Source organism: Marinobacter aromaticivorans (assembly GCF_002806975.1).
In the GTDB taxonomy this organism is placed as follows: domain Bacteria; phylum Pseudomonadota; class Gammaproteobacteria; order Pseudomonadales; family Oleiphilaceae; genus Marinobacter; species Marinobacter aromaticivorans.
Genome location: NZ_NIHD01000005.1, coordinates 208,763 through 224,818, shown reverse-complemented (window position 1 = coordinate 224,818; position 16,056 = coordinate 208,763). Strand labels below are relative to the sequence as shown.

Genomic DNA, 16,056 nt, shown 5'->3' with positions numbered 1-16,056 from the left:
ACCGGACTGATCCGATCAGACCGCTTTGGTGACAACCCCGGTCGATTTCCGGCGCCGCGGTTTCCTGGCTTTCAGGGCGTAACGGTTAAGCCCTGCCAGATGGATCCTGCGCAGGTACAGCTCCCAGTCGATCCGGCGGGCATCAACCGGGAACAGCGCCTTGTCTGCCTCCCCCATGCGTTTGGCCAGGGCCAGAAGATCATCGTTGTGGAAGATATAATCCGGAGCCGTGTAGAAACCGAATATTGTTGCCAGTGAGCGTGTGGTATCCAGATTTTTCAACACCCTGAGGTCACTATCCTGCCGGAGCAGACGTGTCACGCTGTTGATCACGCTCAAAGGGATGCGGGCACCTCCCACCAGGGCATCGAACAGGGTACGGTTTACTGCAATAAAAGGTTTGACCGGCTGGCGGTAAAACAGGTTCTCGTAGGCACCATAATTGGCTTTCGCTTCCGCCATAAGATGATCAATGAATTCACCCAGTGACACCGGATTTGAACTGCCACTGCAACACTGGTAAATCCGTACGCGTGGAAATTCACCCAGCGCCTCCGCAACCGCGAGAATTATGGCATTCGCCACCAGATCAACGGGCACAACATCTATAATGCCGGAGCGTTTGCCAGGGAACAGGGTGACCTTTTCCCTGGCATAGGCAAGAATGATCGCATCCGCCACTTTCACGCCTTCGATCCAGCCGGGTGCCGGTTCTTCCAGGGCGCTTTCGACTATGGACGGGCGCACAATGGTGAGGGCACGACCCTGCAGGGCTTTCATCAATAATTGTTCACCCAGCCATTTGGTGAAGGTATAGGTGTCGCTCCAGCCATAGCGATTTGCTTCGCGAATTCCCAGATCCACCAGTTTGCGCTCCAGCATTTTACCAGTGTAGCGGGAGCGTACGTCAGCGATGCTGTCATTGAGAACCCGAAGCAGCTCCTCGATGTCGTAATAGCCCTCCGGGTTCCGGGGAATATCTTCACCCGCAGGTTTTATCACCGATTCCGTCACCTGACCTGCATTCATCCCGTTAACGTAGCAGGTTGAAACCTGGACAACCGCCAGAGAAGGATTCTGACGGGCCAGTTCTGCAATGTTTTCCAGGCACAGAGTATTAATGGACAACGCGGTATCCAGCTGTTCACGGAAATTAACGCTGGCCGCGGAATTAACCACAACGTCAATAGTGCCCGCCAGCTTCCGGAAAGCTTCCGGTTCCAGACCAAAGCCCGCCTGTGTCACCTCGCCGGTAATACAGTGCAGGCGGGACGACAGAAAGTTGTCAAAGGCCGCAGGATTCTCCCCCCGCAAACGGTCAAACACGGAAGAGGTGGCGATTTCAGCAAGAAAACGGCTGCGGGCATCACGGTGTTGTGCATTGCCTCGCACCAGGAGGTGTATGCCGCCGATATCCGGCACCGCACGAATCAGCTTTTCCAGAACCACCTTGCCAAGAAACCCTGTGGTACCGGTAATCAGAATCTGCTTGCCACGCAGTTGCTCAAGTACCCTGGAAGAAGACACAACAGCCCCCAATGCCTGCTTTGCCAATTTGAAAACTCCTTTTCGCGAATGCCTGTGGTAACCAATCCTTGCACACCCTGTGAATCAGGGCGGTGACAAAGTGCAAGGTTATCACCAGAGCTACACAAAAAGGCGAGTTCAACCGTTGTTATTTTCCTTGTTCACCAGCGCCCGAAGCAACTGATCCAGAGAAATATCGGACGGTTGCTCCCTCAGCGCTCTTACCAGCTTGTCCTGGTCCCCGAAACTGATGCGATCATAGGAGGGTTCAGGGAGCACTGACCGGGGGGGGCTGCTGTGATTTTCTTCGCTGGCCTCATCGGCGGAGTCGTCGGCTGCCAAGATGCCGTCAGCCAGATGCCGCAGATGTTCTGCCAGATGCTCGCGCTGCCCCGCATTCAGTCCTTCCCAGGCAATTGAGCCAAGCCCTGTCTGAATGATTTCGATGGCATCGCTATCCGGCGTGCGCCCCAGCAGCGCAAACAAACGCATAAACACGTCGTAGCGCAGTACCGGATTTTCCTGTGTCTGCCCCAGTACGTCTTCCAGTTCAGCAACAGCCTTCAGGCAGCGTTCTTTGGGAGTCATTGCAGGGGCTGCCACTTCTGGCGCGGGTATAGGCGCCGCTTCTGGCTGACGTCTGGAGACCGAGTACCAGTAGGCTGCTATGCCCGCCTTGCGCGCCGGCAGCTGTGCCAGGCGCACATCAACCATGTCGGCCAGGGTACTGAACTGTCGGCAGGATGGATCAGAAAGCGGCAGAAGCGCGACCGGTTTCTGATTCAGCACAGACTGGCGCAAGGTTTCATCACGCCATATCCCGCCCATGTAGTGAAGGGGGCACTGCAAATGGCGCCGCGCCGCCGAGTCGAGACGCTGAAATACGGAACGCGCCTGGCTGGCGCCCTGGGCCATGTTGATGATAACACTGGGCGTTCTCCGGTATCCGCGACGCTTCAACACCTTGATAAGAGAAAACGCATCCGTCAGTGAGGCCGGGTCTGGCGTCACAACAACACACGCAAGTTCCGCTGCTGCAATCATATGCAAGCCGGCAGGCTGAAGCCCCGCAGCGGTGTCTGTTATGACGTAATCGTAGCGTTTTTCCAGTAAGGAGAGCGCCCGCAGGATGCGAAAGCTGTCCTCGGGGCTCATCTCCATGCATTCCTGGACACCCGAGGCGCCCGGAACAATATGCAGGCCGTAATCTGCCCGCAGCAGAATATCTTCGAGGGAGCAGTCACCGGCAACAACATTGGCCAGTGTGCGCTCGGGATACAGCCCGAGCATGATGCTGACGTTGGCAAGATCCGTGTCACCGTCGAGCAGCAACACACGCTTCTTGTTGCGAGCCAGCATCAACGCCAGGTTCAGGGCAACAGAGGTTTTACCCACACCGCCCTTGCCGCCGGTTACCGCTATGGTTCTGGGCCTGTTCATCATGTGTTTGCGCGATTCCTGAACACTCATAGCGGGCGATCTTACATCCTTGCAAAAATGATAAATGAATCCTAGCCTGTAGAAATTGTACACATATCACGTTCCCGTGAATATGCTGACCAAAAAACCACCAACTGCTATTTAATGTTCAGATATTTTTGTTAAGCTCCAGCACTGGATAGTAGAAAATGAACTCAGTTTCACAAACTGATTCTCGCAGGCGGCAGGCCAAGCTATGAACACAGTACCCGATCTTCAGCTCCCAAGCCTTCCGGAGGTTACCCTGCGTGCACTTGAAGCCTGCCAGCAAAGCGAAAAAAATTACCGCGCGATCAGCGAAATCGTAGCATCTGACACTGCTCTTGTGGTGCGAATCCTGGCCCTGGCCAACTCGGCCCTGTACGGTCCCTCCTCCGGAATACGCTCGATAGATCAGGCATTGCTGCGCCTTGGCACCCGCCGCTTCAAAACCCTGATACTTACCGCCGCACTGCGCCAGATACTTTTCGAAATGGGTGGCGGCGCCTGGCAACAATTACGGGATTTCTGGCGCCACGCCCTGACCACGGCCCTCACAGCCCGGGCGCTGGCAACCCTGACCCGCTATCCGGAGGCAGACGAAGCCTTCATGCTGGGCCTGCTCCATAATATCGGGGAACTCATAGCCATCAAAACGCCCGATGCGAAAGTCCGGCAGGAGTATATGGACCGGCAGTCTGATATCGCGGCAGAACTGGTTACTTCCTGGGGGCTCGGTCCGATGGCAGCTGACGCCATGCGTTATCAGCAGGCACTGCCATCGGAACTTCAGGACGCCGGGCATCTGGTCAAGGTCATCAGCCTTGCCACCCGGCTGGCGCTGTCCGATTCAGCCGGAATTGCCGCCGCAGGTACCATGTTCGGGCTCAGTGAGGAACTGACCCACGAGATCAACCGGCGAATCAACCAGGACGTCTCCACGATGGCAGAGTCTCTGGGCATCCCGCTGATCAACAGTTATGACGCCGAGCCGGCATCACAGCAGCTGCGCCAGACCGTACTGCAGCAGGCAATGGCCCGGCAGGCCATGAACTTTGCCGGCCCCAGCGGCCCTGTCCTGGCGGAAACCGTCAACAGCCTGACCCTGATTACCGGGCTGCCGGCATTGTGCTTCGGGTTCGACGACGACACTCTGGTTCTGCTTTCCGGCACCACCGGCCAGCACCCGGACCTGACCGTTACCACACAGCCCGGCGGCAGCGTACTGACCCGGGCTTTTGCCTCCCGAACATATGTCAGCTTCGATGGGCGAAACCCAACCGTCCTTGATCGCCAGCTTTTGTCGCTGCTGAGAACACGTTCCCTGACCGCTTTCCCTGTGGTCACAGAAGACGCCTGCCCCGGCGTCTTCGTACTGGGCAACGACGGCAATATGCCGAAGGCGACGGTGGAACTCACACACCTGTTTATCCAGCAGCTTGCAACGGCCCTGCAGGAGAAAAGCAGCAACCAGGAAGCCGAAGAAACCGACGCGACCCAGACCCGGAGTCAGCTGGCAGCTTTCGAAAAACTGCGCCGGCAAGTCCATGAAATCAGCAACCCCCTGACCATCATCCGCCAATACATCCATCAGCTCAGAAACCGGCTTGATGACGCGGCTTTTCGGGACCAGCTTGATGTTGTGCAAGAGGAGCTGGATCGTGTCGGCAACCTTTTGCTGCAGATCAGCTACAATAATGATTTTCGCGACAGCGAGAAGGTCGCTGACCTTAACACTGAAATACGAAGCCTGGCCCAGGTACTTGAGGACAGTCTTTTCAGTGAGAGCAACCTGCATTTGAACGTGCTAGTGTGTAGAGCAGAGACCTATGCTGCCGCGAGTCCACCGGCTGTTCGTCAGATTCTCATAAACCTGATCAGGAACGCGGTCGAAAGCATGCCGGAAGAAGGCGGAACGGTTACAGTAAAAACCGCAGCCCCGGTCTGGCAGGGTGGCCGGAACTGGATTGAAACAGAAGTGACCGATACCGGAACCGGCATACCGGAAGCGGTGCGGGCAACACTGTTTTCTCCCGGGAAAACCACAAAAGCAGAAAGCCACAGTGGCTTGGGGTTAACCATTGTCAAACAGCTCGTTGATGACATGGAGGGCATCATAGCTTGTCGCACGGGGCCGGAAGGCACAACTTTCCGGATTTTGCTACCTGCGTTCGACGAGAATGAAAAGACTTCTGACTGACGAAACAACGGATCCCGACAGATGGCATCTGAAGATACCAACAGGCAGCACTTGTACAGAATAGCTGCACGCATTCTGGTTGTTGACGACGAGCCACGTCTGGCCGGGGCATTGGCTTCGCTGTTGCGCAGCTATGGTTATGATGTAACGGAAGCCCATAGCGGCAGGCATGCCTGCAAACTTGCCGACACTGTGCACTTCGACCTTGCGTTACTGGATTTGCGCATGCCGGATGTCGATGGTTTTGCTGTGATGGCGCACCTTGAGAGCCAGCAGCCGGAATGCGGAGTGGTCGTCATCAGTGGCGAGAGTTCTTTTACTGCTGTCAGCCGGGCACTCCGTCGCGGCGCTCTGGACTACATCCGGAAACCCTTTGATCCGGAAGAATTGATTGCCACGGTAAAAGGCGTGGTCGACAAACAATCACTGATCAAAGCCCACGAAAACATACAGGCGCGCCTCGAGACCTCCGAAGCCCTGCACCGTTACATTGTAAACAGCTCCCCCGATATTGTTTTCATGCTCGATGCCGATGGCCACTTCTGCTTTATTAACAGCAAGATCGAGAGTTTGCTGGGTTACACGCCGGATGAACTCTGTGGCAAGCATTTTCGACACATTCTGGACGATCGCGATGTTGCCAAAGGAATATACGCGCTCAATGCGCCGGACATCAGCGCAGACAACCCGCGAACCATGGAGATTCGTCTGAAAACACGCGGCAGCCGGAGAGCCACGCGACATTTTGAAATAACGGCGTTTCCCATTGCCCCCCAGTCATGGACACACAACAGCAGCACACGGGGCGGTGGCAGTGGTCACAGCGCCTGCTATTACGGAATTGCCCGGGACGTTACCGAACGCAAGGAAGCGGAAGCATTCATTAACTTTCAGGCTTATCATGATCTGCTGACGCGCCTTCCAAACCGTGCCCTGTTCAAGGATCGCCTGGAACTGGCCATCACCCATGGCCGCCGTCAGAAGCAGAAGCTGGCGGTCATGTTTCTCGATCTCGACCGCTTCAAGGTTATTAACGACACCCTGGGCCATGCCATGGGCGACCAGCTGTTGCAGGCCGTCACCCAGCGCCTCGAAACCTGCCTGCGCAAGGGTGACACCCTGTCGCGTTTCGGTGGTGACGAATTCACCCTGCTCCTGCCCTCGATTCACGGCAAGGAAGATGCCAGCCAGATTGCCAGAAAACTCATCAAAACACTCAAGGCGCCCTTCCTGCTGGGCGAGCACGAAGTGTTCGTGGGTGTCAGCATCGGCATAGCCATCTACCCGGAAGCAGGAAACAGCATGGACCAGTTGATCCAGAATGCCGACATCGCCATGTACCATGTAAAAGCGCGGGGCAAGGACAACTACTGTTTCTTCTCGGAAAGCATGAGTGTTGACAGCACCTATCGCCTCAATCTCGAGCGGGATCTGCGCCTGGCACTGGAGCGAGAAGAACTGCGGGTATTCTATCAGCCCCAGGTTTGCGCAAGCACCAACCGGATTGTGGGGCTCGAAGCCCTGGTGCGCTGGCAACATCCGGAGCGCGGCTTGCTCTACCCCAGGGATTTTCTCGGCCTGGCTGAAGAAACCGGGCTGATCGGGCTGGTCAGTGAGCAGGTTCTGGATCAGGCCTGCATGGAGGTCAGCCAGTGGATCCGCTCGGGCCACCCGGACCTGCGACTGGCCGTCAATCTCTCGCCTGTTGAGGTAGATCACCCACGGTTTGTGGAAACCCTGATGGACCGGGTTAAAGCCAACCGTTTCCCGGCCGGCAACCTGGAAATCGAAATTACCGAAAACGTGATCATGAATGACCTGGAACAGATCAGCCAAAAGCTCCGGGAGCTGGCAAACATAGGCATTCGTATCGCGATAGACGATTTTGGCACCGGTTATTCATCACTCAACTACCTGCACCGGCTGCCCATCCACACGCTGAAGGTGGACCAGTCCTTCGTGAAAGCCATTCGCAGCAGCGCGGATGATGCCTGCATTGTCAACGCCATCGTGGCCATGGCCCACGGCCTGAAACTGGAGATCATTGCCGAAGGTGTGGAGACAGATAAACAGCTCGAGTACTTGCGTACCCTTGGCTGCCATCAGGTTCAGGGTTTTTTCTATGGCCCGGCCCAACCTGCCACGGATATCGCTAAATTGCTAAAAAAAACAAAAGCGACGCTGCGATGCCCGATTGACCTCGAGACCACCCCCGCAAAAATTGTCAGACATTCCTAGCACAAACCTTGACTCTGTTTGCAAAGTGTTGCCTTGCGTTAACTTTTGTATCCGGAAATGCGCATTACTGCACATAATTCCCCCACCCTGTTCACTAAGCTTACACACATAAGCCATTGACCACCGAAACGCCCCGAGCCAGCCAGCAGGGCTAAAACCATAACAAGCGTGGCAATGACCCTCGAACAAGAACAGGCAGCAGTTACCATGCGCGACAAGTACCGTTATATCGGCCCGGTATACGATTTTCTCAGCAATCTTTACAGCGGCAAAAACATCCATCGCTGCAAGACCGCCATGCTGGATGTGGAAACGGTGAAGCCAGGAGACCGTATTCTGTTTGCCGGTGTCGGTCATGGCCGGGATGCCATACGTGCGGCAGAACTGGGTGCCGACGTGACCGTTGTTGACCTTTCTGAAACCATGTTACGCAAATTTGGCGAAGCCCAGGAAAGCGAAGCTCCGCACCTGACCATTCGCCGCATTCATAACGACATCATGAAAGTGGACGAGTTCGGCCAGTACGACATGGTCGTGGCCAACTTCTTCCTGAATGTTTTTGACGAAACCATGATGGTGCGGGTGCTGGAACATCTGATTCAGCTGGGCAACGCAGAGGCGAGCGTTGTTGTAGGCGACTTCTGCTATCCCACCGGCAACGTCCTGTCACGCACGTTCAAAAAGCTTTACTGGTACATGGCCGTTTTTATCTTCTGGCTGTTTGCCAACAACGCCTTCCATAAAATCTACAACTACCCGGAACACATGCGGCGCCTGGGCCTTGAGGTGACAGAGAAAAAGCACTTCAAGCTGCTGAACATGGATTGCTACTGGTCAATTCTCGGCCGCAAGCAGGCGTAACAGACCGCCTGCCAGACAATAACAATCGGGGAGAATCATCATGTCAGACCAGATCCTTGCGCTCGACCAGGCCGGAAAGCTTGAAAGCACGGCATTCACCTTCAGTGAAAGGGTTGGTTACCTGAAAAAGTTTGGCGCCCACTCCCAGTCCTTTTCTACGCTGCAGCCCGGCATGCAGTATTACGATGTGCCGGGCATGGGCTATGTCGCCTATATGCGCAAGTGGGGCGGTACATTTGTTCTGTCCGACCCGGTATGTGCACCCGAGAACTTCGGAGCAATGCTCGAGCGTTTTCACAACCGCTTCCCCAATGCTTCCTACATTCAGGTTTCCAAACCGGTTGTCGACTTCATGCACTTGCGTTTTGGCCTGTATGGAACCCAGTTCGGCAGTGAATCCCGAATTGATCTGGCCAAATGGTCCCTCAGCGGCAAGAAAAAGCAGATTCTGCGCACGGCACTGAACCAGGCTGAGAAGAATGGTATTACAGTGCAGGAACGCTTCAGTGACGACCATACCCGGGAAATCTCGGAAGCCTGGATTCGTACACGCAAATGCAAAAGCAACGAGATCCGGTTCCTGATTCGCCCCATGGAGATGGATTACCGTGAAAACGAACGCCATTTCTATGCCTACCAGGATGGCAAGGCTGTCGGCTTTATCTACTTTGACCCGATTTACCGCAACAACGATATCATCAGCTATGTGCCCAACATCTCCCGCGCCAATGCGGACTTCCGGCAGGGCATCTTCTACACCCTGATGGCGCATGCCATGGAGGCGTTCAAAGCGGAGGGGGTTCCCTATCTGGACCTGGGTCTTATTCCGCTGTCCCTTGACGCCGCCACAGAGCATCAGGAAAGCCGGCTTCTGAAGCGGCTGCTGCACGTTCTCTATAACCGGGGAAATTTCCTTTATAATTTCAAGGGCCTGGAATTTACCAAATCACGTTTCAGGGGCGACAACTTCAAGACCTACTGCTGCCACAAGAGGAGCATTCCGGCTCTGGAGTTCCTTGCCATGTTCAAACTGACACGCCTGCTATAAGGCGCCGGGCCAGTTTTCTTTTACTGCTTGCGGTCGCAGACACAGGCCCGCCATAAAGTCCGCAATGCCGTCCGGAGCACTGCCGGTAAAAAGCGCAACGGCCACGGGTGAGCAGCAAGTATCATGGACAGTGCCATAGCCACGGGGAGCGTCATAATGGGCGCCATGATACCACCCGCTTGCCTCAACAGGCTTGCCGGCTTGCGCCAGCAGCCAGACCACGCGGCGGGCAATGGCATCACTTGAATCCACCCAGAATTTCACATCCGGAAGGCTCTTTCTGAGGCTGTCCAGCAAAAGCGGATAATGGGTACACCCGAGTACCACTGTATCAACACCGGTCTCGTCGAGGCGCGCGACGGCGTTATCCAGTTCATCCTGGGGCACCGGCTTCCCCCGAACCAGGTCCTCTGCCCACTGCACAAGCCCGGGATGTCCCACCCGCTCAACCTGGCAATCAGCCGCAAATTCCCGTATCAGCGCGTCAAGATACGGCCGGTTCACCGTTGCCGGAGTAGCCAGCACGCCTATACGGCGGTTCAGCGTTTGCGCCGCGGCAGGTTTTACTGCCGGCACCACTCCGACCACAGGCACGTCTGTTATGGCTCGCAAATGCGGCAGGGCGACGGTACTGGCGGTGTTACATGCAACAACAACCGCATCACAGGGATAGTGTTCAAGCGCCCTGGCAACAAGCCCGCAGCAGCGTTCGATAACGACAGATTCCGGCTGATTGCCGTAAGGGAAGGCTGCGTTGTCGGCAAGGTATATAATAGAAGCGTGGGGCAGTTTGTCATGCACCCGACCAGCAACGCTCAAACCGCCAACACCCGAATCGAAAACCAGAATCCGGGGAATACCACACTCGCTCAAGTTCCGGCACCTCCGGAGGTGATCATTTTTTCCATATCGCGTATCAGGCGCCCCGAAATGGTGGTTTCCGGAGGCACAGGCGGCCGGCTACGGGGCGAGAACCAGCCCGCGTCTGCAATCTCATCTTCCTGAAGAACCAGCTCGCCGCCGGCGTAATCGGCAAAAAAACCTGCCATCAACTGGTGCGGAAAGGGCCAGGGCTCGGACGCCTGGTACTGAATGTTGGTGACATCCAGGCCCGTTTCCTCTTTCACCTCACGGGCTACTGCAGCCTCCAGGCTTTCACCCGGCTCAACAAAACCGGCAATCAGGCTGTAGAAGTGCCGCCTGACCCGGGACGACTTTGCCAGAAGATAGCGATCCTGCCGGCGTATCACCACAATGACGCAGGGAGCGAGCCGCGGGTACCAGGGTATGTTGCACCTGCTGCACCACCTTGCCCTCTCTCTTGCGTGAAAGCCTGTACGCCCCCCGCAACGCCCACAGTATTGATGGTCCCGAAACCACTGCCACACCTGAAAGCCGGTACTGAGCATGGCTGCGGGCGCATCACTGATCATCATCAGGGCATCCCGCAACGGCACAACATCCTGTTCAGCTACCTGAGACCCGGGCAATTCGGTAACAAAAACCCGGTGCCCGTCTGCACTTCCCAGGGATACAAAACCTGCATCCCCGGCATTGCCAGGCAGTTTCTCCAGCGGTTGTAACCAGCCATTATCCGGTTTAAAAATACCCGACCCCGACAACGCCAGTACAAGGTCATCCTTGCCAGGCGTGTCAATGGTCCAGCCTGGACGCCACTGAATTGTTGATGTTGCCATGTGCCCTCGCACCTGCTTTATAAAAGACAGTCAAACGCTCAAGAGAGAAATGTATCACAGAGCCGGGATCAGCAAGAATGCGCCGCCGGCTTTCCGGCTTCTGCGCAACCAAGTAAACTTGGCGACTGTTTTTCATCGGAGCGACATTTTATGCGTCTTTACCAGGGTATTCGAAGCCTGATTCTGACCTTTTTCCGGAAAATACTGTTTTTATGGGTCCGGACAGATGTCAGCGGTAACAGCGTGGAAGCGCTGGGACTGTCGCCCGACACACCGGTGTGTTACGTGCTGCAGTACAGTTCGCTGTCGAGCCGCCTGGTGCTGGAGGAGGAAGTGATACGCGCTCAGTTACCCGGTGCCTCCACCTCGCTTCCGGTCAAGAATGGCCCTTCGCACTCGTTCTTTTTCCTGTATCGCCGCATTGGCGGGTCGCTCCGTAAACGCCAAACCCCGGTTCCCACCTCTGAGTTCCAGGCACTGGTGCGCTTTGGACTGGACAATCCTGATCAAGATGTGCAGATCGTTCCGGTATCACTGTTCTGGGGCCGCTCTCCGGACAAGGAAAAATCCCTGGTGAAACTGCTGCTGTCAGACACCTGGTCCGTCGCGGGGCGGCTGCAGAAGTTTCTGATTATTCTGGTGCACGGTCGCAATACGTATGTTCAGTTCAACAAACCGTTTTCCCTGAAGCAGGTTATTGAAGAGTATCGCGAAAGCGAGGAGCGTGCTAACCGCAAACTTGCCCGCATTCTTCGAACCCATTTTCGCAAGGTGCGGCAGGCGGTTCTGGGCCCGGATCTGTCCCACCGCAGAACCCTTGTGGAAGGTTTGCTGCGAACCCAGGCAGTCAAAGAAGCCATACGGGAAACCGCCGCCAAGGAAGATATTGCGCCCGATAAAGTACGCCTCCGTGCGTACAAATACGCCGATGAAATTGCGGCCAGCATGTCGATTGTGACGATCCGGTTTCTGGAAGTGGTGCTCGCCTGGTTGTGGAACCGCATCTACAAAGGTATCGCGGTCAATAACATCAGGGTGGTGAAAGAAACGGCACAGAACAATGCGGTGGTTTATGTGCCCTGCCATCGTTCTCACATCGACTATCTGCTGCTGTCTTACGTGCTCTACAAGAACGGCCTTATGCCTCCGCACATTGCGGCAGGCATTAACCTGAACATGCCGGTTGTTGGGCCGATTCTCCGCCGGGGCGGGGCTTTTTTCATGCGCCGCAGCTTTCGTGACAACCCGCTTTATGCCACGGTGTTCAACGAATACATGCACGTTATGTTCACCCGGGGTTACTCGGTGGAGTATTTCGTGGAGGGCGGCCGCAGCCGCACCGGCCGGATGCTGCAACCGAGACCTGGCATGCTTGCCATGACGGTGCGCAGCTTTCTGCGCGATCACCGCAAGCCCATCGTTTTTATTCCGGTATACATCGGGTATGAGAAAGTCATGGAGGGGCGCTCTTACCTTGGCGAACTCAGGGGCAAGAAAAAACAGAAAGAGAGCGTATTGGGGCTTGCCAAAACCGCTCGCAAGCTCAGCAATTCCTTCGGGCAGGTTGCCGTGAACTTTGGTGACGCCATCCATCTTTCCGATGTTCTGGATGATGTTCGCAGCAGCTGGCATCAGGAAGCCTACGATTCAGCGTATCGTCCTTCCTGGCTTAGCGAGGCGGTGGCGGAACTGTCGTTTCGGGTTGCCTCCAACATCAACGCGTCGGTTGCGGTCAATCCCATCGGCATAACGGCTACCGTACTGCTTGGCGCCGAGCGACTGGCCATGGATGAGGGCCAGCTTATTCGCCTGGCAGACCAGTATGCCGATCTCCTGAGGGCCTTCCCTTACGCCGAAACCGTGACCCTGCCGGAAGGCAGTGGCAAAGACTGGGTGGCTTATTGCGAGTCCATGGGGCTGGTTTCGCGGCAACCCCAGAAGCTGGGGGACATCATAGGGCTGGAAGGCAGCAACGCCATTCTGATGACTTACTACCGCAACAACATCCAGCATCTTTTTGCACTGCCGGCATTGGTGGCCAGTCTGTTCGAGAACAAAAGCTCCCTGGCTCGGGACCGGATCGTGTATCTTGCCGGCGTGGCCTATCCCTACCTTCAGTCGGAACTGTTCCTGAAGTACCAGCCGGACGAGGCGGAGGCCGTCATCAACCGGTGGATTGATGTTCTGGTGGACCAGGGCCTGCTGGTTACCCAGGACAACGAACGAATCGCGCGCCCGGAAGAAGGCACTGAAGCCATGCTGCGCCTGCGGGTACTGTCCCGGTTCATTATCCAGACCGTCGAGCGATACCATATTGTCCTGGGCATACTGCGTAAAAATGGTTCGGCCCGGATCACCGCAGAGGAACTGGAAGAACAAAGCACATTACTGGCCGAGCGCATGTCCATACTGTTCGGGCTGAATGCGCCTGAATTTTTCGACAAGAGCCTGTTCCGGAATTTCATTGCCAACATGCAGAAAAACGGTGTTATTACCACCGATGACAACGGTCTGCTCTGTTATGGCGAAGGGCTGGATGAGGTGGCCGATGATGCCAGGCTGGTGCTGAGCGTAGAAAAGCGCCAGGCCATTCAGCAAGTGACCATGCTGGGTGTCTGATGCTCACAACCCCGGGGCCGGCAAGGCTCCTGCCACTGATTCCCGTGTGGATCAAGGCCCTGGTTCAGCGCGGTGGCAGTGCACGAATGGGGTAAATATCGTAACGGCTGCTCTTGCCCTCTAACTGAGTGCCTGGCTGCGGCCCACTGATAGCCGGGGCCTTGCGAGGGCGCTTTACCACAACCCGGTATCTGGCCACCGCAAGTGCGGCGTTCAGCAGAACTTCCGAGTCATCATCGTCTCCAACAAGAGTCCGGAACACCTGCATTTCCTTCTTTACCAGTGCTGACTTGTCCCGATGGGGGAACATGGGGTCGAGATAAATCACATCCGCGACATCCGGGCCTTCAGCGGCAGCCGACATCCACTCGATACTGCTCCCGGCCCGAAGTGTCATCCGACCGACAACAGGGGCGCAATCAACATTCAGGGCGGCCCGGGCCAGGCCATCCGCCAGCAGTGCATGAATAACAGGATGACGCTCGAACAGGGTGACCCTGCAACCAAGGCTGGCCAGCACAAAGGCATCCTGCCCGAGACCTGCGGTGGCGTCGAGAACATGCAGGCTGGCTCTGATTTTCTGCAGGCCCACTGCCCGCGCCACAAGCTGCCCTGCTCCGCCGCCGTGCTCCCGACGGTACCCCATCTTACCGGACACAAACTCCGCCCTGACCGGCCCCGGAGCCCCCTTTCCGGCTAACTGAAGACACAGGCCCTTTTCATCCAGAAACAGCAAAATACGGGCTTGTCGCACGTCTTTAGGGCGAACAGTGCCGAGGTATGGCAAAGAAAGTTCGGAACTGAGTGACCTGGCCTGGTGCTCATCACCAAGTGCACTTCGGGCAACAGCCAAAGGAATGATCCGGTTTGCAGAAGGGGCATCCGGAGTGTCTGAGGGTGCCATAGGGTACAAGCCTCAGGCGCGTCCCGGAAGTTTCTTCCAGGAAACCTCATCCCGGATATAAACCGGTTGCGCCTGCTCCGCCGGAACCGCCAGGCCCTGGCCGAACCTGACTGCAGCCAGCCGCGCAACCCAGCTGGCACGGGGTATGAGGGTTTCATCCACGGAATACATCCGGCCTGAAACCGCGGCAGGCATGCTGTCGCGAAATGCCCACCCCTGGCCTGCGCCAGCCCATTGCTCAACACCTGGCTCCAGAACAACCTTCGAAGGCGAGCATACCCGCTCCTCACCCATCAGCTGCGGCAACCCTGAACGATTTCGGAAGCAGCCCCAGTAGAGTTCGCTCATGCGGGCATCAAACGCGACCGCAATGCCTTCGCCCTCAGGTACCTGCATGGTTTCAATGGCCCCCAGAGCAACCGCCTCCAGAGACGACACGGGAACAACCGGGAGGTTAAGCCCCCACGCCAGTCCCTGAACCACGCCTGTGGCTATGCGCACACCGGTGAACGATCCGGGGCCACGGGCAAAAGCCAGTGCATCAAGATCCGCAGGCTCAAGCCCCTGTTCCGCCAACAATTCACGGACCATTGGCATCAGAAGCCGCGTGTGTCCTCTGGGGGCAACCTCGAACTTCTCTGTAACCTTACCGTCAACAAAGAGGGCTGCAGAGCAGCCCTCAGAGGAGGTGTCCAGCGCCAAAAGTTTCACGGCAGAGCATGGCCTCGGTTGAGCATCATTAATTTACTTCAGGCTGGCGAGGATCTTATCGCGAATACTCTCCAGACTACCAACACCCTCCACACGCACGTACTCGGGCGCTACGTCCGGCTCGTTTTTAGCCAGTTCCTGATAGTAACCAATCAGGGGTGCGGTCTGGTCATGGTAGATTTTGAGGCGCTTGCGAACGGTCTCTTCCTTGTCGTCTGCGCGCTGCACCAGGGGCTCACCGGTTTCGTCGTCCTTGCCTTCCACCTTGGGTGGATCGTATTTGACGTGATAGATACGGCCACTGCCCTCGTGCACGCGGCGACCGGACAGGCGGCTGACAATCTCTTCGTCATCCACTGCGATTTCGACAACATAATCGATAACAATACCCTGATCTTTCAGGGCTTCAGCCTGGGGAATCGTGCGGGGGAAGCCGTCGAGCAGGAATCCGTTCTTGCAGTCCGGCTGCTGAATTCGCTCTTCAATCAGCGCAATAATGATGTCGTCAGAGACCAGACCACCGGTCGCCATCACTTCCTTGACCTGCTTGCCAAGCTCGGATTCGGCCTTGACGGCTGCACGCAGCATGTCGCCCGTGGAAATCTGGGGAATTCCAAAACGCTCAGTTATAAACTGGGCCTGGGTTCCTTTTCCCGCGCCTGGTGCGCCTAACATGATGATTCGCATAACGCTGTGCTCCCGTTTTCGTCATTATCGTTTGAAAAGTTGCGGCAAAAACCTCTGCCTTTGCGACAACCTCTCCCGCCGGAACAGGTGTCAGCCGGGTTCGACG

The 16,056-nt window shown here is 56.3% G+C and carries 12 protein-coding genes; 5 read left to right on the top strand and 7 right to left on the bottom strand.

The window, feature by feature from the left end; translation table 11 throughout:
* Positions 1-15: 15 nt before the first annotated feature.
* Together CDH48_RS09740 and CDH48_RS09735 are read right to left on the bottom strand one after the other, a co-directional pair.
* Positions 16-1,554 (bottom strand): fatty acyl-CoA reductase, encoded by a 1,539-nt coding sequence (locus CDH48_RS09740; protein WP_188437701.1) that lies wholly within the window; start codon positions 1,552-1,554, stop codon positions 16-18.
* Positions 1,555-1,665: 111 nt separating this feature from the next.
* Positions 1,666-2,970 (bottom strand): MinD/ParA family ATP-binding protein, encoded by a 1,305-nt coding sequence (locus CDH48_RS09735; protein ID WP_227521029.1) that lies wholly within the window; start codon positions 2,968-2,970, stop codon positions 1,666-1,668.
* A gap of 232 nt (positions 2,971-3,202) precedes the next feature.
* On the opposite strand from CDH48_RS09735, the gene CDH48_RS09730 reads away from it, so the two are divergent.
* The 4 genes from CDH48_RS09730 (at position 3,203) to CDH48_RS09715 (ending at position 9,332) form a co-directional block, all read left to right on the top strand.
* Entirely contained in the window at positions 3,203-5,185 is a 1,983-nt protein-coding gene (locus CDH48_RS09730) for an HDOD domain-containing protein (RefSeq protein WP_100688532.1), read from the top strand.
* A gap of 21 nt (positions 5,186-5,206) precedes the next feature.
* On the top strand, positions 5,207-7,423 hold the full coding sequence (locus CDH48_RS09725) for a putative bifunctional diguanylate cyclase/phosphodiesterase (protein WP_100688531.1): 2,217 nt from the start codon (positions 5,207-5,209) through the stop codon (positions 7,421-7,423).
* 207 nt (positions 7,424-7,630) lie between these two features.
* The gene (locus CDH48_RS09720; RefSeq protein ID WP_100688605.1) at positions 7,631-8,284 is read left to right on the top strand and encodes a class I SAM-dependent methyltransferase; all 654 of its coding nucleotides are present in this window, start codon (positions 7,631-7,633) and stop codon (positions 8,282-8,284) included.
* A 40-nt stretch (positions 8,285-8,324) separates the two neighbouring features.
* Positions 8,325-9,332, top strand: a complete 1,008-nt coding sequence (locus tag CDH48_RS09715; protein ID WP_100688530.1) for a DUF2156 domain-containing protein — start codon at positions 8,325-8,327, stop codon at positions 9,330-9,332.
* Here the strand turns inward: CDH48_RS09715 and murI are convergent.
* Complete coding sequence (murI, locus tag CDH48_RS09710; protein ID WP_100688529.1) at positions 9,327-10,205, bottom strand: glutamate racemase; 879 nt, start codon at positions 10,203-10,205, stop codon at positions 9,327-9,329. The two genes, CDH48_RS09715 and murI, sit on opposite strands and share 6 nt — an antisense overlap.
* A complete protein-coding gene (gene nudC / locus CDH48_RS09705; RefSeq protein WP_100688528.1) occupies positions 10,202-11,029 on the bottom strand; it encodes an NAD(+) diphosphatase in 828 nt (275 codons plus the stop codon). Before nudC ends, murI begins: the two co-directional genes overlap by 4 nt.
* A 150-nt stretch (positions 11,030-11,179) precedes the next feature.
* Here nudC and plsB point away from each other — a divergent pair, with 150 nt between their 5' ends.
* A complete protein-coding gene (gene plsB, locus CDH48_RS09700; protein ID WP_100688527.1) occupies positions 11,180-13,648 on the top strand; it encodes a glycerol-3-phosphate 1-O-acyltransferase PlsB in 2,469 nt (822 codons plus the stop codon).
* Between the two features lie 64 nt (positions 13,649-13,712).
* Here plsB and CDH48_RS09695 read toward each other — a convergent pair whose 3' ends face one another.
* From CDH48_RS09695 to adk, 3 genes are read right to left on the bottom strand one after another with little or no spacing between them, the layout of a single operon-like run.
* A complete protein-coding gene (locus CDH48_RS09695) occupies positions 13,713-14,552 on the bottom strand; it encodes a class I SAM-dependent methyltransferase (RefSeq protein WP_100688526.1) in 840 nt (279 codons plus the stop codon).
* Between the two features lie 12 nt (positions 14,553-14,564).
* Entirely contained in the window at positions 14,565-15,263 is a 699-nt protein-coding gene (tsaB, locus tag CDH48_RS09690) for a tRNA (adenosine(37)-N6)-threonylcarbamoyltransferase complex dimerization subunit type 1 TsaB (RefSeq protein ID WP_100688525.1), read from the bottom strand.
* 33 nt (positions 15,264-15,296) lie between these two features.
* The gene (gene adk, locus CDH48_RS09685; RefSeq protein WP_100688524.1) at positions 15,297-15,950 is read right to left on the bottom strand and encodes an adenylate kinase; all 654 of its coding nucleotides are present in this window, start codon (positions 15,948-15,950) and stop codon (positions 15,297-15,299) included.
* Positions 15,951-16,056 lie beyond the last annotated feature (106 nt).